At 65.1% G+C, this 20,103-nt stretch carries 17 protein-coding genes and 1 tRNA gene; 7 read left to right on the plus strand and 11 right to left on the minus strand.

From position 1 onward, the window contains the following. Nucleotides 1-12: 12 nt before the first annotated feature. From BW975_RS00630 to dapF, 3 genes are read right to left on the minus strand one after another with little or no spacing between them, the layout of a single operon-like run. Nucleotides 13-624: an FMN-binding negative transcriptional regulator gene (locus tag BW975_RS00630; RefSeq protein WP_076530087.1), complete on the minus strand. Its 612-nt coding sequence runs from the start codon at nucleotides 622-624 to the stop codon at nucleotides 13-15. Then, entirely contained in the window at nucleotides 624-1,874 is a 1,251-nt protein-coding gene (gene mtaB, locus BW975_RS00635; protein ID WP_076530089.1) for a tRNA (N(6)-L-threonylcarbamoyladenosine(37)-C(2))-methylthiotransferase MtaB, read from the minus strand. The genes BW975_RS00630 and mtaB overlap by 1 nt, the downstream gene beginning before the upstream one ends. After that, nucleotides 1,871-2,707, minus strand: coding sequence for a diaminopimelate epimerase (gene dapF / locus BW975_RS00640; protein WP_244512569.1), 837 nt, complete (start codon nucleotides 2,705-2,707; stop codon nucleotides 1,871-1,873). The genes mtaB and dapF overlap by 4 nt, the downstream gene beginning before the upstream one ends. Nucleotides 2,708-2,813: 106 nt before the next feature. Here dapF and BW975_RS00645 point away from each other — a divergent pair. Next, nucleotides 2,814-2,889: transfer RNA gene (locus BW975_RS00645), tRNA-Lys, on the plus strand. Nucleotides 2,890-2,909: 20 nt separating this feature from the next. Here BW975_RS00645 and BW975_RS00650 read toward each other — a convergent pair. From BW975_RS00650 to BW975_RS00665, 4 genes are all read right to left on the minus strand, one after another. Beyond that, on the minus strand, nucleotides 2,910-4,403 hold the full coding sequence (locus tag BW975_RS00650; RefSeq protein ID WP_076530093.1) for a tripartite tricarboxylate transporter permease: 1,494 nt from the start codon (nucleotides 4,401-4,403) through the stop codon (nucleotides 2,910-2,912). A gap of 3 nt (nucleotides 4,404-4,406) precedes the next feature. Then, nucleotides 4,407-4,910, minus strand: a complete 504-nt coding sequence (locus BW975_RS00655; RefSeq protein WP_076530095.1) for a tripartite tricarboxylate transporter TctB family protein — start codon at nucleotides 4,908-4,910, stop codon at nucleotides 4,407-4,409. 66 nt (nucleotides 4,911-4,976) lie between these two features. Then, entirely contained in the window at nucleotides 4,977-5,957 is a 981-nt protein-coding gene (locus BW975_RS00660; protein ID WP_076530097.1) for a tripartite tricarboxylate transporter substrate binding protein, read from the minus strand. A 59-nt stretch (nucleotides 5,958-6,016) separates the two neighbouring features. Continuing rightward, entirely contained in the window at nucleotides 6,017-7,708 is a 1,692-nt protein-coding gene (locus tag BW975_RS00665) for a thiamine pyrophosphate-binding protein (protein WP_076530099.1), read from the minus strand. Between the two features lie 139 nt (nucleotides 7,709-7,847). Between BW975_RS00665 and BW975_RS00670 the strand changes: the two genes are divergently transcribed. After that, complete coding sequence (locus BW975_RS00670) at nucleotides 7,848-8,531, plus strand: GntR family transcriptional regulator (protein ID WP_076533236.1); 684 nt, start codon at nucleotides 7,848-7,850, stop codon at nucleotides 8,529-8,531. A gap of 6 nt (nucleotides 8,532-8,537) precedes the next feature. Here BW975_RS00670 and BW975_RS00675 read toward each other — a convergent pair whose 3' ends face one another. The 4 genes from BW975_RS00675 to BW975_RS00690 all read right to left on the minus strand — a co-directional run bounded on the left by BW975_RS00675 (nucleotide 8,538) and on the right by BW975_RS00690 (nucleotide 13,431). After that, nucleotides 8,538-10,115 carry a gamma-glutamyltransferase family protein gene (locus BW975_RS00675; RefSeq protein WP_076530101.1) on the minus strand — a complete coding sequence of 526 codons (1,578 nt, stop codon included), beginning with the start codon at nucleotides 10,113-10,115 and terminating at the stop codon, nucleotides 8,538-8,540. 22 nt (nucleotides 10,116-10,137) lie between these two features. After that, nucleotides 10,138-10,926, minus strand: a complete 789-nt coding sequence (locus tag BW975_RS00680) for a VOC family protein (protein ID WP_076530103.1) — start codon at nucleotides 10,924-10,926, stop codon at nucleotides 10,138-10,140. A 75-nt stretch (nucleotides 10,927-11,001) separates the two neighbouring features. Continuing rightward, a complete protein-coding gene (locus BW975_RS00685; protein WP_076530105.1) occupies nucleotides 11,002-11,850 on the minus strand; it encodes a DMT family transporter in 849 nt (282 codons plus the stop codon). Nucleotides 11,851-11,892: 42 nt separating this feature from the next. Then, nucleotides 11,893-13,431: a trimethylamine methyltransferase family protein gene (locus BW975_RS00690; RefSeq protein WP_076530107.1), complete on the minus strand. Its 1,539-nt coding sequence runs from the start codon at nucleotides 13,429-13,431 to the stop codon at nucleotides 11,893-11,895. Between the two features lie 346 nt (nucleotides 13,432-13,777). Here BW975_RS00690 and cysS point away from each other — a divergent pair, with 346 nt between their 5' ends. From cysS to BW975_RS00715, 5 genes are all read left to right on the plus strand, one after another. Further along, the gene (gene cysS, locus BW975_RS00695) at nucleotides 13,778-15,178 is read left to right on the plus strand and encodes a cysteine--tRNA ligase (RefSeq protein WP_076530109.1); all 1,401 of its coding nucleotides are present in this window, start codon (nucleotides 13,778-13,780) and stop codon (nucleotides 15,176-15,178) included. A gap of 163 nt (nucleotides 15,179-15,341) precedes the next feature. Beyond that, on the plus strand, nucleotides 15,342-16,952 hold the full coding sequence (cimA, locus tag BW975_RS00700) for a citramalate synthase (protein ID WP_076530111.1): 1,611 nt from the start codon (nucleotides 15,342-15,344) through the stop codon (nucleotides 16,950-16,952). After that, entirely contained in the window at nucleotides 16,945-17,724 is a 780-nt protein-coding gene (locus BW975_RS00705) for a squalene/phytoene synthase family protein (protein WP_244512552.1), read from the plus strand. The genes cimA and BW975_RS00705 overlap by 8 nt, the downstream gene beginning before the upstream one ends. A 216-nt stretch (nucleotides 17,725-17,940) precedes the next feature. Next, nucleotides 17,941-18,792 (plus strand): uroporphyrinogen-III C-methyltransferase, encoded by an 852-nt coding sequence (gene cobA / locus BW975_RS00710; RefSeq protein ID WP_076530115.1) that lies wholly within the window; start codon nucleotides 17,941-17,943, stop codon nucleotides 18,790-18,792. Between the two features lie 44 nt (nucleotides 18,793-18,836). Further along, nucleotides 18,837-20,057 carry an MFS transporter gene (locus tag BW975_RS00715; protein ID WP_076530117.1) on the plus strand — a complete coding sequence of 407 codons (1,221 nt, stop codon included), beginning with the start codon at nucleotides 18,837-18,839 and terminating at the stop codon, nucleotides 20,055-20,057. Nucleotides 20,058-20,103: the final 46 nt, after the last annotated feature.

Consider the following 20,103-nt stretch of genomic DNA (forward strand, 5'->3'; position numbering starts at 1 on the left):
CCAGAGGGCTGTCTACTGCGCCCCGCGCATCAGCGCCGCCATCAGCGCCGTCTCCTGCCCCATGCCGTAGGCGTCCACATGGTCAGCCGCACTCAGCCGGGCGGCCTCAGGCTTGTTCTGGCCCAACTTCCAGGTGCCGTGAACCTCGCTCACATGCATCCGAAAGGGCACGATCTGCCGCATCATGCGCTCCATCAGGCCATCCGTCATCTTGTCCGCCGTCCAGGGCGTTTTGGGCAAAAGGCGGGCCTCGTAAGCTTCGGATTGGCGGTCCAGCAGATCGCGCAGCTCGGCCTCGGGGCGCGGCTCGATCTTGCCCACCAGATGCACGGCGACATAGTTCCAAGTGGGCACCTGATCTTCGGCCCTGTACCAATCGGGCGAGATATAGGTATGCGGCCCCTGCACCGCGAGGCGCGCGGGCGCGCCGCCCAGCCGGGCAATGGGGTTGGAGCGGACCAGATGAAACTCCGCCACGTCGCCAGCCGCGTTCAGCAAGAAGGGCAGATGACTGATCAAGGGCGCGCTGTCCGAGGCGACGGCCAGCATCCCAAACCCCTGCTCGCGCGCGAAGTCGAGGTTGAACGCCTCGGTCGCGCCCCGGAAGGCCGGGTTCGGGTGCATCAGGCCGCGACCAGCTGCGCGGCGCGGGTGCCGGTGATCTGCGCGGGCACGATCTGCCCCTCGGGCCGGGGGGTGTCGAAGGTGACTTCGGTGAATTGCTCGGTCCGGCCCATATGCGGGTTCTCCATCAGCACCGCATGCGCACGGCCCACCTGCGCCGCGAGGTGGCGCGCGACCTGATCCTCGCCCGCCGCGCGCAAACGCGCCGCACGCGCCTTTATCGCGGCACCATTCACCTGCGGCATCCGTGCCGCCGGCGTGCCGGGGCGGGGCGAGTAGGGGAAGACATGCAGCCATGTCAGTTCGCATTCCCGCACCAGCGCCAGCGAGTTCTCGAAATGCGCCTCGGTCTCGGTCGGGAAACCCGCGATGATGTCGGCGCCGAACGTCATATCAGGCCGCAGGCGCCGCGCCTCCTCGGCGAAGCGAATCGCATCGTCGCGCAGGTGTCGCCGCTTCATCCGCTTGAGGATCAGATCGTCGCCGTGCTGAAGGCTGAGATGCAGATGCGGCATGAGGCGCGGCTCGGTTGCGATGGCCTGCATCAGGTTGTCATCCACCTCGATTGAATCGATCGAAGAGATACGCAGGCGCGGCAGATCCGGCACCAGCTTGAGGATGCGCATCACCAGATCGCCAAGGCGCGGCGCGCTGGGCAGATCCGCGCCCCAAGAGGTCAGATCAACGCCGGTCAGAACGACCTCGTTATAGCCCTTCTGAACCAGCCGCTTGATCTGATCGACGACGACGCCGGCAGGCACGCTGCGTGAATTGCCCCGCCCGTAAGGAATGATGCAAAACGTGCAGCGATGATCGCAGCCATTTTGCACCTGCACATAGGCGCGGCTGCGCGTGCCGAACCCGTCGATCAGGTGGCCCGCGGTTTCGGTGACAGACATGATGTCATCGACCTGCACAGGCTCGGTCCCGAAATCACCCGCGAGGCCGGACCAAGTGCTGGCCTGCATCTTCTCGGTATTGCCGATCACCGTATCAACCTCGGGCATCTGCGCGAAGGTCTCGGGCTCGGTTTGGGCCGCGCAGCCGGTGACGATGATGCGCGCGGTCGGGTTGTCGCGGCGCAGGCGGCGGATGTCCTGCCGCGCCTTGCGCACGGCCTCGGACGTCACGGCGCAGGTATTGACCACCACGGCGCCCTCGAGCCCCGCCTCCGTGGCCAATTCCTTCATCGCCTCGGTCTCGTAGGCGTTGAGGCGGCAGCCGTGGTTTGAGAAGATCGGCGCGCTCATGTCAGGCTCGCCAGAAAGGCGGGCGTCAGCGTGCCGCTGGCCACGTGCATCGTGGGGCCGGTCATCCAAACGCCATCCTCGCGCCAGTCGATCATCAGCGTCCCGCCATCCAGATCGATGCGCACGCTGCGTCCGGTCAGCCCGCGCCTTGCCGCTGCGACGGCGACCGCACATGAGGACGATCCGGAGGCCAGTGTCAGGCCCACGCCCCGCTCCCACACCCGCATCCGCAGATGATCGGGGCCGATGATGCTTGCCACCTGCACATTGGTGCGCTGGGGGAAGAGCGGATGATGCTCGTACCGAGGACCAAACTTGTCCAAGGGGATCGCCTCGGCATTCTCGACGAAAAAGCTGCAATGCGGGTTGCCCATGCCGGTGGCGACGGGGCCGCCCTCGATGGGCAGTTCCAGCGTGTCCATCTCCTCGGCCAGCGGGATCTCGCGCCAGTTCAGCTGAGGCGCCCCCATGTTGACCGAGGTCAGGCCGCCCCCTGCATCGTGCGCCTCCAGCGCGCCCCGCTCGGTTGTGAGGGTCAGCGCATCGGCGCCGTCCTCGTCCATCAGGTAGCGCGCGATACAGCGCGTGGCGTTGCCGCAGGCGCCCGCCGTGGTGCCGTCGGAATTCCAGAAGGTCAGATGCGCGTCCGCCTCACCGCTGGCCGCGATCACTGCCAGCTGATCGAAACCAATACCGCGATGCCGGTCCGCAATGCCCATGGCAAGGGCCGGCGTCATCGCCAACCCGCGCGCCCGTGCATCGACGACGACAAAGTCGTTGCCCAGCCCATGCATCTTCATGAAGGGCAATCCGGTATCAAACATCCTGTCCATGGCGGGCATATAGACCCCAGCTGGAAATGAATCCAGAGATTGCCGCGCTATCGCGTCGGAATTGGGGTTGACCCCCGGCGGCGCACTTTCTAATTACGCCCGCAGTGGGCCCTTAGCTCAGTTGGTAGAGCAACTGACTTTTAATCAGTGGGTCGCAGGTTCGAATCCTGCAGGGCTCACCACTTTTACCGCAAAACCCGGATCAGCTGCGCGCACCGGGACGCAAGCGCAGCAGCCAAACGAACACCAGCGTCATTAGCAGGAACATCAGGCTGAACGGGCTGGTGAGGAATATGGTCGGGTCGCCCTTCGATACGATCAGTGAGCGGCGCAGGAACTCCTCCAGATAGGGGCCGAGGATGACCCCCATCAGCATCGGCACCACCGGATAGTCAAAGCGGCGCAGCGCGAAGGCAAAGATGCCGATGGCCAGCGCCATCCACATCTGGAACCCCGAAAAGGACGAGGCATAGACCCCCGCCATCGAGATCAGCGCGATGAATGCGTAAAGCACCCCGCGATTGATCCGTGCGAGACGCAGGTAGAACGGGCCAAATAGTACGACCGATATCATGACGAAGATCGACGCCACGAAGAGCGCGGCAAACATCGGCGCGATGGTCGCCGTGTGTTCGATCAAAAGGCCCGGCCCCGGCACGAGGCCGTGGATCAGAAGGACGCCAAAGATGATGGCCGTCACCGCGTCGCCCGGGATGCCCATGGTCAGCAAGGGGATGATCGCACCGCCGCACATCGCGTTGTTGGCCGATTCGGAGGCGGCCAGCCCCTCATGCGAGCCTTGGCCGAACTCCTCGGGGTGCTTGGCCGTGCGCTTGGCCTCGGCATAGGCGATGAAGGACGCCATGGCCGCGCCCCCGCCAGGCAGCATGCCAATCAGCACGCCGATCACCGAGCTTTTGACATATAGAAACGCGCCAATCTCGCGGATGATGCCGAAATTCGGGATGAAGTCGCGGTGCCGCAGGCGCGGCAGCTCGGCCACGACGGTGCCCATTGCGTGGCGCGCGGGCGTCGCCGCCTGCACCAGCAGCTCGCAAACCGCAAAGAGGCCGATCACGGCGGGCAGAAGGCCGATTCCCTCGACCAGATGATAGCTCCCGAAATCGAACCGCCCTTTGGGCACCATCGGATCGATTCCCACGGTCGAGATCATCAGGCCCAGCGTCATCGCGATGATCGCGCGCCAGAGCGAGCCGCGCGCAACGATCGTCACCGTCACAACCGCCAGCAGCACCAGCGAGAATTTCTCGGGCGTGCGAAAGAGCAGGGCCAGCTGGCTGATGGGCTGCGCCAGCAGCATCAGGACCAGCGCCCCGATCATGCCGCCCACCGACGACGCGAACGCATCGAGGCTGAGCGCCTGCGCGCCATGCCCTTTCTTCATCAGGGCGTGGCCGTCGATACTGGTGATCGCGCCCGAGGGCGCGCCGGGAATGTTCAGCGTGATGCCGGTGATGGACCCGGCATAGATGCCGGCCATGTAGATCCCCATCACCATGATCAGCGCGTTCTGCACCTCCATCCCGAAGGTGAAGGGCAAGAGCAGCGCGATGGCCAGCGTCGCGGTCAGCCCCGGAATGGCGCCAAAGACAAGGCCCAGCATGAAGCCGCCCAGAAGGTAGAGGAACGGCCAGAGCGTGAAGAGCGTTGAAAATCCGCTCATGAGGTCCAGCATGATCTAGAGGCTCCAGACCGGCAGAGACAGCTCGAACAGCCGCACGAAGAAAAGCCAGCCAAAGACGGTGATCACGGCCGCCGTGATGGCCGAGAGTAGCACCGCATGGACGGGCCGCCCACTGGCCTCATAGTTGAAATAAAGCGCAACGATGAAGGTATAGGCGCCAGCGGCGACGAAATACCCCACCCGGTCCAGCCCATAGGCGAAAAATCCGGTCGCGATGATCAGGGCAAGCGGGCCGATGATGGAAACGGCGGGGACATGATCCGATTGCGCCGCCCCCTCGCCATCCTCACGGCCCTTTCGCAGCTCGACCCAGAAAATGCGCAGCGCGCCCACATACATGATCGCGCTCAGCACAATGGGAAGAAACGAGGCGCCCGGCTCCACCCCCTTTGCAAACGGCATGCCAAGGCTGAAGATCTGGCTGGCATAGACCGTGGTCAGCACCAGAAGCAGCATCGCAAAGATCGCCTGGCCATTGGGGCGGGCAGAGCCGGTCATGCGGAGATCATCCTTTGCGCGGGTGGGGCCGCGGCGCGCATCGCTGGGGTGCGCGCCACCGGTATCTTACTTTTCGAGGATACCCTGCTCGACCAGATTGTCGATCAGCGCAAAGGCCTTTTTCTGCGACGCCTCGACATAGGCGGTCGTGTCGGCGCCGTTCATGTAGACAGCGCCCATCGCGGTCTCCTCGGCGCGCGCCTGAAATTCGGGCAGTTCAAACACCTCGGCAAAGCCGGCCTCCAGAACCTCCTTTTGCGCCGGGTCGATCCCCTTGGGCGCGGCGATCAGGCGGAAACTGCCCCAGACCACATCATAGCCCAGCTCCTGCATGGTCGGCACATCGGGCAGGAACTCGCTGCGCTCGGTGCCCATGACGGCCAGCACTCGGGCCTGGCCCGATTGCACGGCGGCATAAACCGCCGACGCGCTCAGCGACGCGGCGTCCGTCTCGCCCGACAGAAGCGCCTCGCGCTGCGGGCCAGATCCGTCGGGATAGGGCACGTGGTTCACCTCGATCCCCGTTGCGTCGGCCAGATCGAGCGCGGGCAGATGCCACACGCCCCCACTGCCGACGTTGGAGATCGAAAGCTCGCCGGGCGCCTCCTTGGCGGCGGCCACGAAATCCTCCAGCGTCTGATAGGGGGAGTCTGCATTCACCGCGATCACCGTGGGATGCACCGTGACCGAGCCAAGGTACTCCAGCTCGGCGGTGTCATAGCCGGGCACCAGATCATAATAGGGCACCGTGATGACGCTGTCCCAGGTCAGCGAGCCAATCGTATAGCCATCGGGGCGCGCCTTCATCAGGCGCAGCGTGCCGATCCCGCTCTGGGCGCCTGTGATGTTCTGCGTGTTGATCCCCACGCCCAGCGTCTGCTCGGCGAAATTCATGAAGGTGCGCATGACGGTATCCGTGCCGCCGCCCGCGCTCCAGGGCATGATGTGCGTCAGGTCCTTCGACGGGTAATCCTGCGCCGCTGCACCAAGCGGCAGCGCAATGGCCAGAGCCGCCAGCGCGGCCGTTCTGCGAGTGAGTTTGATCATTGTTTTTCTCCCTGTTCAGTCGTGATGCGCGACCCGGATACTGCCGGGGCGCGCCCGCATCAGCCCATCCAGCGACGGACAGGCGCCTTGGCTTCTTCCAGTGGCTGGCAGACGATATCGACCAGCGTCGGGCCGTCATGCGCGATCGCCTCTTTCAGCACGCCCTCCAGCTTGGCCGGATCCTCGACCCGCCATGATTTGACGCCGTATGCCGCGGCGACCGCGGCCTGATCGACCCGGTTGAAGTCGACATTATAGTAGCGCCCGCCGCAATCGTCATGCTGGCTGGCCTTGATCCAGCCGAAGTTCGAGTTGGAAAAGACAATGTAGGTGATCGGCGCGCGGCAGCGCGTCACGGTCTCCAACTCGCCGCAGGTGAACCCGAACGAGCCGTCGCCCATCAGCCCGACCACCTTGGAGTCTGGCCTGCCAAACCACGCACCCAAGGACGCCGACAGCGCGTAGCCCAGCGCACCGTGCGCGCGGTTCGTGATGAAATGACGGCCCGGTTGCGGCAGCTGATAATAGGCCGAGAAATAGGGGCAGGACGTGCCCGGGTCCGACACGATGGTCGCGTCCTCGGGCAGGATCCGCTGGAGCGTGGCGATGATACGCTCGGGCCGGATCGGCGCCTCGTCCGAGGCCGCCAGATGGTTGAACTTGTCGAACTTGCGCTTGTGAATATCGGCGATCACGGCCGCGCCGCCAAACGTGCCAGCGCCCTGCCCGCGCCGGTCCAGCTCGGCATTCATCGCGTCCAAAGTCATGCGCAGATCACCGACAACGCCCACTTCGGTGGGCAAGACGGCCCCGATCACCATCGGATCGACGTCGCAATGCACAACGCGCGTGCCGGGCTGCGGCGCCTCCCAGCGCGAGGTGGTGGTGCTGCCCGCGCGGCAGCCCATGAAAACAACCAGGTCGGCGCCCGCCATCGCCTCCCACGTCTCGTCCGTGCCACCGTTCGAGCCGACGACCCCCAGGCAGTTGGGATGCGTCTCTGCAAGGCTGCCTTGACCCGAAATCGAGGTCGCGACGGTGATGTCGAGCCGGGTGGCCAGCCGGTCCAGTGCCTCCATCCCGCCCGAGATCACCACGCCGCCCCCACAGACGATCAGCGGCGATTTGGCCGACAGGATCGCGTCCAGCGCCCCGTCGATCGCGCCCTGATCGGGGCCGGTGCGATAGGCGGGATAGCTAGTCAGCTGCGCATCAGCCCAGATGTCACCTGCGGGCACGTCGTCATATTGAATATCGTAAGGCAGACCCAAATGCGCCGCGCCCGAGCGCCCAGTCGTCATGGCGCGGAACGCCTGCCGCACCATGCGCGGAATGTGATCGGCGCGCTTGATGACCGTGTTCCACTTGGTCAGCGGCCGCATCAGCGCCTCCTGGTCCACCTCGGTCAGAGGATAGCGCCCATAGCTGGCGACTGAGACGTCGGTGGTAATGCCCAGCACGGCGTAGGAACTTTCGCTCGCCTCGATCAGGCCCGGCAGGATGTAGGTGGCGCCGCCGCCTGACGGCCCCTCGCAAACACCGGCGCGCCCCGTGACACGCGAATAACCGTCGGCCATGTAGGTCGCGCTGCGCTCGTCCCGCGTCAGGATGTGCTGGATCGGATGATCGAGCTGCAGCATCGCGTCATAGAACGGAAGGGTCGTGTCGCCGCACAGGCCGAAGATGTGCCGCACGCCATGCGCCTCGAGGCTGCGCACCATCGCCTGCGCACCTGTCATCGAATTGCTCATGGGATCTCCTCGTTCACGTTCCGGCCAAACTGTATACAGGACAATATTCAGAAGCGTGTGCAAATCAATTGCTATTTTTAAGGCGTTGACTAATTTGGGCCGCGCAGCCCATATCGGGGCCAATTTTCAGGGCATCTGCATGCAACAGGACACCGGCGCGGTCGACACCGCCTACCGCACCCTCAAGGAAATGGCCGCAAGCTTTGCGTTCAAGCCGGACGAGCGCCTGAACGAAAGCGCCATATCGGTGCAGCTTTCGATCAGCCGTACGCCGCTGCGCGAGGCGCTGAACCGCCTCACAGCCGAGGGTTTTCTGACCTTCCGGCGCGGTCAGGGCTTTCATTGCCGCTCGCTCAACCCTGCCGAGATGATGGACCTCTACGAGGCGCGTGCCGCGATCGAGGGCGAGACCGCGCGCCTTGCCGCGCGCCGCGCCGAACCGGGCGAAATCGCCGCATTAGAGACATATCTGGAGCAATCCAAGAGCCGTTATACCAGCGGCGTTTCCCCCATTGAGCTGGTCCGTCTGGACGAAGAGTTTCATCGCCGCATCGCGCTGTTGTCAGGCAATGCCGAGCTGGTGCGCCTTTTGGACAACGCCGCCGCGCGCATCCAGTATATCCGGGTGATCGACCTGCAATTGCTGAGCGAGCGAGACGGCGCCCCCGCCATCACGACCGAGCCGCATGCCCGCATCCTCAAAGCGGTGGCCGACGGCGACGAAGAAGGCGCCGCGCGCGAGATGCGCAGCCATATCTCGCGCCGGCTAGAAGAGGTAACGGCGAATGTCAGATTGGCGTTCTCAAGGCTCTATGCGCCTTGATAGGGTCTAATATCCTGCCGCATATCCATCCTTTCGGTGGTCCGATCCGGCCACATAACCACCTTCGACACGCCGGATCAGTTGCGCCCCGCCAAAGCCGAACTCCGCCGCCGTGCCGCCCCGCGCCACGTCATGCCCCATCGCCTGGAGCGCTGCGACAGTAGCGTCCGGCATCCCATCCTCGACCGCCACGCGGCGGCCCGAGACAACCTGCCAACGGGGCGCGTCACTGGCCGCTTGCGGATCCTGCCCCCAGAGCATCGTGCGCAACATCATCTGCAAATGCCCCTGCGCCTGCATCGGCCCGCCCATGACGCCAAAGCTCATCTCGGGCGCACCGCCGCGCGTGACGAAACCGGGGATGATGGTATGGAACGGACGCCGCGACGGGCCGACCGCGGCGGGATGGCCTCGCTCGGCGACAAAGCCGGCACCGCGATTCTGCATATGGATGCCCGTTCCGGGCACCACGACACCCGCGCCGAAGCCCATGTAATTGGACTGGATGAAGGACACCATGCGCCCCTCCGCATCCGCCGCCGTCAGATAGACCGTGCCGCCCGCCCGCGGCGCGCCCGCGCCCGGATCGCCCGCGCAGGCCGGGTCGATGAGTGCGGCGCGCGCGTCCAGATACCCGTCCGCCAAAAGCGCCTCGGGGCCGAATGCCATCGCCTTCGGGTCGCCCACATGCGCGGCGGTATCGGCCAGCGCCAGCTTGGTCGCCTCGATCTGAAGATGCAGCGCGATGGGATCGTCCGGCCCGTAATCGGCCACAGCGGTGCGATCCACCAGACCCAGCGCGATCAGTGCCGCGATACCCTGCCCGTTGGGCGGGATCTCGTGGAGCTCGGCGCCGCGAAAAGGCATCTGGATTGTGCCGCACCAATCGGCCTCATGCGCGGCCATATCCTCGGCGCTGAGCGACGCACCGTTGGCGCGCGCCGCCTCGGCAATCTTCTCGGCCAGCGCGCCGCGATAGAACGCCTCGCCCTCCGTATCGGCAATCAGCTCCAGCGTCTGCGCCAGCGCCTCATTGCGGAACACCTCGCCCGCCCGCGGCGCGCGCCCCTCCGGCATGAAGCATTCGGCAAAGCCCGGCTGATCCCTCAGCAGCTGCGCGCCCTTGGCCCAAAGGCCGGCGATGGTGGGCGAGACAGCGAACCCGTCCCGCGCATATCCGATGGCGGGCGCAAAGAGTCGCGCGAAGGGCAATCGCCCATGCGCGCGCGACAGCATCACCCAAGCCGATACCGCACCCGGCACCGTCACCGCGCCCCAGCCGCGCTGCGGCACGCCGCCGTCGAACTGCGCGTCGGTCCATGCTGCGGGCGCGCGGCCCGTGGCGTTCAGCCCATGCAGCTTTGCACCGTCCCAAAGGATCGCGAAGGCGTCGGAGCCAAGCCCGTTGCCCGTCGGCTCGACCACGGTGAGGCAGATCGCCGTCGCCAGCGCCGCGTCCACCGCGTTGCCGCCCTCGGCCAGAATGCGCAGCCCGGCCTGCGCGGCCAAGGGCTGTGACGTGGCCACCATGTTGCGAGCGTAGACCGGCGTGCGGTGGGTGGCATAGAGCGGAGCGTCGGTCATGGTGGGACTTCCTTCGGTCAGGTTACGCGGCAGCGGGCCGGGCGCTTTGGCAGCGAAGCGTCACGCCAAGGGACGCGATGGTCAAGATGCCCGCGCCCTCCCCGGCCTCCTGCCATGTCGCCGCATCCGAGGCGCTGGCGCGCGCGGCGATCCGCTCCACCCCGTCAAAGGTAAGGGTTGCGTCGGTGAAAGCATCCGCGCCCTGCCGGATCATCATGTCGAAACCCGTGCCGACGACTGCCCAGCCGTCACCGCGCCGCTCTGCCCGTCCCTCGGCCAGCCGCGCATAGCGCGCGGCCTCGGCGGCGGGATCGGGGCTGTGCATGGTCATGGACGTGATACCGCGAAAGCCGTTGGAATGGTCCAGCCACTCATCGCGCCAGACCAGCTCGGGTGTCAGGTGCTGGCAGTAATAGACGCGGCCCACCGGAAACTCGGCAAAGGTCATGCGGACATTGTGAAACCGCGCCATCTGTTCGGTCCCCTCGACATCCACAGGCCGCTCCAAGAGGATCGGCTCTTGCGGATCGAACCCTTCGGAGCGCAGGCGCGCGTAGGTCGCCCCGGCGTCGTCCGAGCGAAAGACAAGGCCGCTGAGGCCGATGGGGCTGTCCAGCACATCCTGCCGCTGCTTGCCTGTGGCAGGCACGCCGACAAGCTCAAGATAGCTGACCGGGTCCATCATCAGATGATTGATCGACCCCAGCGAATGATGCCCGCGCGGCGTCAAGTGAAACCCCAGATCGGCAAAGATCGCGGCGGCACCGTCCATCCCGAGGCCGGTATTGATGACAAGGTGGTCGAGCTGCATGAGCGAGGCTCCCTTCAGGACAGGTGCAGACTGAAGCGTCGCAACGCGATTGTCGAGCCGCGCCCGGTGCCAACGCTACCTTGCGAGGCGCAGCAGAACCGCGCCGCCCAGCATCGCAGCGGTGGCCAGTACTTTGGTCAGGTCCAGCCGCTCCTTGAGGAAGAAGACACCGATCAGTAGCGCAAAGACAACGCTGGTTTCCCGCAGCGCGGTCACGAGGGCGATGGGCGCCTGGGTGAAGGCCCAAGTGACCAGCGCATAGGCGACAAACGAGGCGCCGCCGCCCAAAACGAAGATCGAGCGCCCCGCCGGCCCCGCCATGCGGCGCATCGTGCCGGGGTGCCGCCGCATGAGGAAGAGCGCCATCAGCACCGAATTGACCAGCGCGACCCAGGCATAGAACCCCAGCGGCGAGCCAGAGATGCGCGCGCCATAGCCGTCGACCAGTGAATAAGACGCGATGAACATGCCCGTAACCAGCGCCATGCCCGCAGCGCGCCCGTTGCGCAGACCATCGGCGCGGCGCACGGCGGCAAGGCTGATGATACCAAGCGCAATGATGGCAATCGCCAACAGCTCGGCCCCGCTCAGATGCACGCCGAGCGCCGTCACCGACACGAACGCCACAATCAGCGGAGCCGAGCCGCGGGCGATGGGATAGACTTGGCTCAGATCGCCCATCTCGTATGCGCGCATCAGAAACAGCTGATAGCCCATATGCAGCGCCAGTCCCGCCGCCATCCACGGCAGCGCCGCCATGTCGGGCATCGGCGCAAGCCAGATCGAGATCAGCGCGAAGGGCGTGTGCCCCACGACGACGGCGCCCATCGCCAGCTTCTTGTCGGTGCCGCCCTTGACCGCCGCATTCCAGACGGCGTGCAACAGGGCGGCGCCGATTACGGCGAGGAAGACGGTCTGGCTCATGCGTGGCTCCTTGAGGTTGGCGCCACGCTAGGCCGGATGACCTCAGCTGGGAAGGTGTATCCGAAAGGCCGCCCGGATCGCCGCATCGACATCCGGCGCAAACCGCGCGGCGGAGCGTTCCGACAGGATCGCCTCCTTGCGGGCGGTTGCGGCGGCGTTCAGATCGGGCCTCTCCATCTCGACCCATTGCTTGGGACTCATCCGGTTCGCCGTTTTCGGGTATTGGTAATCCGTCTCCATCCGGGCCAGCGTCTGAGGGGTGCCAAGGTAATGCCCCGGCCCGCCGATGCAGACCTGCCGGATCTGCTCCAGCGCCAGCGTCTCGTCATCCACTTCGATGCCGCGCACGCAGCGCTGCGCATGGCCGATCAGGTCATCCCCTAGGATCAGCGATTCAAGGCAGAAACCCAGAAGCGAGGCGTGCATGCCCGCCGCCTCATAGACCATGTTCAACCCCGACAGCCCCGCCATCACGTTCGAGCACATCTGCTCCCATCCCGCCTGCATGTCGGGCAGCTTGGCATCGGTGATGCCGCCCGCCGCACCGCCCGGCAGATCGTAGAAGCGGTGCATCTGCGCGCAGCCCGCGCTCAGCAGTGCCTGCTCGCCCGAGCCGCCGGTCATCGCACCGGTGCGCAAATCGAGGCCAAAGGGCCATGTGCCGAAGATTGCCGGATGGCCCGGCTTGACCGCGTTGACATAAACGAGGCCGGCAAGGCATTCGGCCGTCGCCTGCACGATGGCGCCCGCGATGGTCGAGGGCGCGGTCGCGCCCGCCATTCCGGCGCTCAGCAGCAGGACGGGCATGCCGCCGAGGATCACCTCTTCCATCACCTCGCAGGATTCGGTGGCGAATTTCATCGGCGGCACGACGAAACAGTTGGAGTTCGACACGAAGGGCCGCTCGCGCCATGCCTCTTCGCTGCCCGCGATCATGTGCAGCATCTCGATCCCCTTGCGGCCAAAGGCGCGCTCGGTGAAGGACACGCCGACATGCTTGGTCGTGCCCGCGCAGCAAGCATAAAGCGTGTTGAGGTCCATCTCCATGTTGTCGGCGATGTCGCGGCAGACCATGGGGCGCTGCACGAAATGGATGTTGTCCAGAACGTCACAGATCCGTGCGGCATCATGCAGGTCCTGCACCGTGCAATCACGGTAATAGCGCCCATCCACATCGACGAGGTTCACCGCCGCGCCCGCCGTGCCGTAATGCACCCGCGTGCCACTTAGCTCCATGTCATGGCGCGGATCGCGGCCCATCAGGGTCACGCTGCGATTGGCCCGCGCGATCGTATCCTCGATCAATGCGCGCGGAAAACGGATGCGCCCGTCATCGCCCTGAATGGCCCCGGCTCCTGTCAGGTAGGCGACGCCGCTGGGCGGCGCATCGGCAAGGCCGATCTGCTCCAGCGCATCGAGCGCGGTCTGGTGAATGCGCTCGACCTCGGCCGGGGTCAGGGGGTTGTACCGCCCCCCTTCCATGCCGGGGCGGATGGCGCGCATCGCGTCGGAGACGGGGGCGGAACGAACGGCACGCCGCGCGGCGCGGCCTCCGGAACGGCGGGGGGCAATCTGGTTCATCTGCGGGCCTCATGCGTGAGGGTGGATCTGGAAGGGGTTTTGCCGACGGGGTCAGAGGCCCGCGGGCCTGCCGCGCGCAGCACGCCCTCGTGCCGCACCGATGGTGCGGATGACGAGGGTGATCTGGCTGAATGGCGACATGGCCATCTTTCCGCTGTTGACCCCTAGATCCCCGCATATCCGGCATGCCCTGTCTGTCCCAATTGCGACTCATGTCGTTTTTGGGCCACCCTGGGCCGCGAAGGGCCTGTGCCACCCCAAAAGGCGCAGCCATCTGCGCTATTCCAAACTGGGGCCGGACTTGCTAAGCCCGCACCACCCCGAGCCAACGCCAGCGAGGCCCGCCATGCCCGAGACCCAGATCAAGCTGCACAACACGCGCACGCGCAAGAAGGAGGAATTCGTGCCTCTGGATGAGAAAAACGTGCGCATGTATGTCTGCGGCCCGACGGTCTATGACCGCGCGCATCTGGGCAATGCGCGGCCCGTGGTGGTCTTCGACGTGCTGAACCGGCTCTTGCGCCACGTATATGGCGAGGATGCCGTGACCTATGTGCGCAACTTCACCGACGTCGATGACAAAATCAACGCCCGCGCCGCCGAGAGTGGACGCAAAATCGGCGACATCACTGAAGAGACGATTGGGTGGTTCCTGGAAGACATGGCCGCTCTCGGCGCGCGCGAGCCGGACGCCATGCCGCGCGCGACCGGGTTCATCCCGCAAATGGTCGAGATGATCGAGGGGCTGATCGCCAAGGGTCACGCCTACGAAGCGGAGGGGCATGTCCTATTCGCCGTCGAAAGCTATGCGGACTACGGCAAGCTGTCGGGCCGGAGCATCGACGACATGATCGCCGGCGCGCGGGTCGAGGTGGCCCCCTACAAGCGGAACCCGATGGATTTCGTCCTCTGGAAGCCCTCCACCGAGGGCCAGCCCGGCTGGGACTCGCCTTGGGGCTATGGCCGCCCCGGGTGGCATATCGAGTGCTCGGCGATGTCGTATGAACTCTTGGGCGAAAGTTTCGACATCCACGGCGGTGGCAACGACCTGATGTTCCCCCACCACGAGAACGAGATCGCCCAAAGCTGCTGCGCCCATCCCGAAGGCGGCTTCGCGCAGGTATGGATGCATAACGAGATGCTGCAGGTCGAGGGAAAGAAGATGTCCAAGTCGCTGGGGAATTTCTTTACTGTGCGGGATCTGCTGGATCAGGGCATCCCGGGCGAGGTGATTCGGTTTGTGTTTTTAAGTACACACTACCGGAAGCCGATGGACTGGACTGAGCGCAAAGCGTCATCAGCGCAAAAGAAGCTGGCGCGGTGGTTTCGAAAAACAGACGGCGTTAAAGCCTATGACAAGCCGCCATACAGAATTGAAGTCGCGCTATCGGAAGACTTGAACACCCATGAAGCGCTTAAAGAAATGGAGCAGCTGTCACCTGAAGCTCTTAAGGCGAGTATGCGGTTTCTGGGTTTCCCAGATGCAGAGACCGTAGATTGGTTTCGACAGGAAAGGGATGACCTCACTGGCGTTTCGTCGAGCTACGGTCATTCACTTGATCAGTCCCGGCTACGAGATTTAATGGAACAATGGCAACGGTTAAGAAATGCAAAAAACTTCGCCGCTGCTGATGATCTGAAGGCACAAATTGAGGCGGCCGGGGTCAAACTGATCGCCGGACCGGACGGTCCGCAAGCTGATCTCAATAAGGATTACGACCCTTCAAAACTAGAGGCTCTGAAATGACGCCACCACTCCGCTCCAAGGGCAGCCCCCGACCGCGGGTGGGGGTGAAGCTGCCGCCGTCGTGCCGCAGGCGCGCGTTTGGCGTGACGGGTGCGGTCGGGGGTTGCCCGTGGTTCCCACGGGCGGAAAGCTCCGAACGAAGCGCTCCGAAACCGGAGGCCACATGACACGCACCCGCCTCTCAATCTACGACACCACCCTGCGCGACGGGCAACAAACCCAGGGCGTCAGCTTTTCGACCGCGGAGAAGCAGCGCATCGCGGCCATGCTTGACCAGCTCGGCGTCGATTATATCGAAGGCGGCTGGCCCGGTGCGAACCCCACCGACAGCGCCTTTTTCGATGCCGCCCCGCAGACCCGCGCGAAAATGACCGCCTTCGGCATGACCAAGCGCGCAGGGCGCAGTGCCGCGAATGACGATGTGCTCGCCGCCGTGATGAATGCGGGCACGCAGACCGTCTGCCTCGTCGGCAAGGCGCATGATTTCCATGTCGAGCGCGCACTGGGCATCACCTTGGAGGAGAATACCCAAAACATCGCGCAATCCATCGCGCATCTGGTGGCCGAGGGGCGCGAGGCGCTGCTCGATGCCGAGCATTTCTTTGACGGCTACAAGGCAAATCCCGCCTATGCCCTCGAGGTGTGCCATGCCGCCTATAAGGCGGGCGCGCGCTGGATCGTGCTCTGCGATACCAATGGCGGCACCCTGCCGACCGAGATCGGGCGCATCACATCCGAGGTCATCGCGGCGGGCATCCCCGGCGATCACCTGGGCATCCACACCCATAACGACACCGAAAACGCGATCGCCGGATCGCTCGCCGCGATCGACGCGGGCGCGCGGCAGGTCCAAGGCACGCTCAACGGGCTGGGCGAGCGTTGCGGCAATGCGAACCTCACCACGCTGATCCCGACCCTGCTGCTGAAAGAGCCTTACGCCAGCACATATGAGATCGGCGTCACATCGGACGCGCTCAAAGGTCTCAGCCGGATCAGCCGCAAACTGGACGACATCCTCAACCGCGTGCCGATGCGGCAGGCCGCCTATGTCGGCGCTTCGGCATTTGCTCACAAGGCCGGTCTGCATGCCAGCGCGATCCTCAAGGATCCCAGTACTTACGAGCATATTGATCCGGCGCTGGTCGGCAACGCGCGCATCATCCCTATGTCCAACCAGGCCGGCCAATCGAACCTGCGCCAACGCCTGCAAGAGGCCGGGATCGAGGTTGCGCCCGGCGATCCGGCCCTCGCCCTCATCCTTGACCAGATCAAGGAGCGCGAGGCGATCGGCTATACCTATGACAGCGCGCAGGCCAGTTTCGAACTGCTAGCGCGCCGCGCCCTCGGCACCCTGCCGGATTTTTTTGAGGTAAAGCGCTACAAGGTCACCGTCGAGCGCCGCAAGAACAAATATGACCGGATGGTCAGCCTGTCCGAGGCGGTTGTCGTTGTGAAGGTCGACGGCGAGAAGAAACTGTCTGTCAGCGAGTCGATGGACGAGTTGGGCTGCGACCGCGGCCCCGTCAACGCTCTTGCCAAGGCGCTGGCCAAGGATCTGGGCCGATATCAGAGCCTCATCGAGGACATGCGCCTGGTCGACTTCAAGGTGCGCATCACCCAGGGCGGCACCGAGGCCGTGACCCGCGTCATCATCGACAGCGAGGACGATCAGGGCCACCGCTGGTCCACAGTGGGCGTCAGCGCGAACATCGTGGACGCATCATTCGATGCGCTTCTGGACGCGATCAAGTGGAAGCTGCTGCAAGGTGCCTGATCTGGGCCAGGATCTGACCGGCTGCGCCGAGCTGCTGCGCCGGGGCGATCCGGATCGCTTCCGCGCGGCGATGGCTGCGCCGGTGGCAGCGCGACGCGTCCTATTTCCCATCTACGCGTTCAACGTCGAGGTGTCGCGTGCGCCCTGGATGACCCAAGAGGCGCTGATCGCCGAGATGCGTCTGCAATGGTGGCGCGACGCGCTAGAAGAGATCGCGGCGGGTGGCAAGGTGCGCCGCCACGAGGTGGTGACACCGCTGGCCGACGTGCTGGATGCGCAAGGCGCCAAGCTCCTCGACGATCTGATCGTCGCGCGTGGGTGGGATATCTACCGCGAGCCATTCGAGGATGACGCACACCTGACCCGCTATCTGGAGCAGACCAGCGGCAATCTGATGCTGGCCGCAGGTCGCGCATTGGGCGAAGTCGATGAAGATGTCGTATTGGATGCGGGCTATGGCACCGGTGTCGCCGCGTGGCTGCGGGCGATCCCTGCGCTGGAGGAAGCCGGACGTATCCCGCTGCTGGACGGGCGCCCCGAGGGGATCCGTGCGCTGGCAGAGGACGGGCAGCGCCGCCTTACCGCTGCACGCTCTCAGCGCCACAAGATCGGCGCTGAGGCGCGCCCGGCCATGCTGGCCGCTTGGCAGGCGGGCGGCATCTTGCGCCGCGCGGCGGCGCACCCGGCGCTGGTGGTGAATGGCGGGCTGGAACCCCGCCCGATTCGCTCGGCGCTGGGGCTGCTGATGCGTTCCACGACCGGACGATGGTAGGGAACAGCGTTCCAATTGCTCCGGATGCGCCGGGCGCAAATTAAAACGATTTTCCAGAAATTGCCGCCCTTTCAAAACAAAACGCACGACCCAGTTGCATATACGAATTGTGGCACCGCACTTCTCCACTTGGGCCGAACCACGTTTCGCGCGGCTAGGCAGGTCCAGAAGGCGCCCCTCTTCCCACATCGAAAATACCGCGTCATATCCTTTGCCATGTTCGACGCGCTCCCCCTCCCGGCCCACGAATGGCCCATGATGCAGCCCGGCTGGGTCTGGCTCTGCGGTGCCGGCCCGGGTGATCCGGGCCTGCTGACGATCCACGCGCTCAACGCGCTGCGTCAGGCCGATGTGGTGGTCTACGACGCGCTCGTGCAGGAATGCATCCTCGATTGGGCGCCGCAGGCCGAGAAAGTCTATGCCGGCAAGCGTGGCGGCAAACCGTCCGCAGTCCAGCGCGACATCTCGCTCCGCCTCGTCGATCTGGCCCGCGCGGGCAAGCGCGTGCTGCGCCTTAAGGGCGGCGATCCCTTCGTTTTCGGACGCGGCGGCGAAGAGGCGCAGACGCTGGTGCAGCACGGCATCCCCGTGCGCATCATCCCGGGCATCAGCGCGGGCATCGGCGGGCTGGCCTATGCGGGCATCCCCGTCACGCATCGCGACGTGAACCAGTCCGTCACCTTCGTCACCGGGCATGATCAGACGGGCAACGCGCCCGCCTCACTCAATTGGAAGGCACTGGCCGAAGGCAGTCAGGTTCTGGTCATCTACATGGGCATGAAACACGCGGGTCATATCAGCGCAGCACTGATGAAACATGGCCGCGACCCCGACGAGCCTTGCGCGGTGGTCTGCAACGCCACCACACCCCAGCAGCAGGTGATCGAGACAACCCTCAGCCGCATGGTTGCCGATATCGAGGCCAGCGGGCTGGAGCCGCCGGCACTCCTGTGCATCGGGCGCTCGGTGCTGATGCGGCAGGTGCTGGATTGGCAAGGCCAGATGGCCGGCGCGCCGGTGCGGGATTTCGATCCTCTGGGCCGTGGTCTGGCTGCCGAGGTCGCCTAAGCGCCTCTTGCTAACGCCGCCGAACGGCTCTAGCAGTTTGCGCCATGACAGATGCCGCCCTCCTTCCCGACGACAGCCGCGCACGCCGCAACGTCACCGTTCTGGTGCTGGCGCAGGCGATCCTCGGCGCGCAGATGCCGATGATCTTTGTCGTTGGCGGGCTTGCGGGCACCGGGCTTGCCTCGAATCCCTGTTTCGCGACGCTGCCCATCTCGCTTATCATCATCGGTTCGATGTTGTCGGCGACGCCGATGTCAGCGATCATGCAGAAATACGGGCGCCGCGTCGGGTTTTTCGTCGGCACGCTTGGCGGCGCCGTCGGCGGCGCGGTGGGCGCATACGGCCTCTATACCGCCTCCTTCCCGCTCTTCTTGCTGGGCAGCTTTCTGACCGGCATCTACATGAGCGCGCAGGGCTTCTACCGTTTTGCCGCCGCCGACACCGCCAGCGATGCGTTCCGCCCCAAGGCGATCTCCTACGTGCTTGCCGGTGGCCTGCTCAGCGCCGTGATCGGGCCGCAGCTGGTCAAGGTGACGGCCGAGGCGATGATCATCCCCTTCTTCGGCACCTATCTTGCAGTGATTGCCCTCAACATCGTCGGCTCAGCGCTCTTTTTGTTCCTCGACATCCCCAAACCGCCGGTGCCTGATGAGGACGCCCCGCGCGGCCGCTCGCGGATCGAACTGCTCAAGACACCGCGGATCGCGGTCGCTGTCATCTGCGCCATGGTCTCGTATGCGTTGATGAACCTTGTGATGACGTCGACACCGCTCGCGGTGGTCGGCTGCGGCTTCGGCCCCAGCCGCGCGGCGGATGTGGTCACGGCCCACGTGCTCGCCATGTATGCGCCCTCCTTCTTCACTGGCCATCTCATCGCACGTTTCGGCGTCGAGCGGATCATGGGCGCGGGCATCGCCATCCTCGCCGCCGCGGGCGCCGTCGCGCTTCAAGGCGTCGAGCTCGAGAATTTCTTCATCGCGCTGGTTCTCTTGGGTGTTGGCTGGAATTTCGGCTTCATCGGTGCCACCTCGATGCTGGCCGGGTCGCACGAGCCGCACGAGCGCGGCCGGATGCAGGGCCTCAACGATCTTCTGGTCTTCGGCGGCGTCACCGTCGCCTCGCTGGCCTCCGGCGGGCTGATGAACTGCTCGGGCGGCGACGCGCAGACCGGATGGGCCTCGGTCAACCTCGCGATGGCGCCCTTCCTGACGCTTGCGGGCGGCGCGCTGATCTGGCTGATGCTGCGCAACCGCCGCGAGGCCTAGGAGCCGCGCAGGCTTTCATTGTTCCGAAAATACTCCCGCCGGAGGC

Origin of the sequence: Roseovarius nanhaiticus (assembly GCF_900156535.1) — a bacterium.
In the GTDB taxonomy this organism is placed as follows: Bacteria; Pseudomonadota; Alphaproteobacteria; order Rhodobacterales; family Rhodobacteraceae; genus Roseovarius; species Roseovarius nanhaiticus.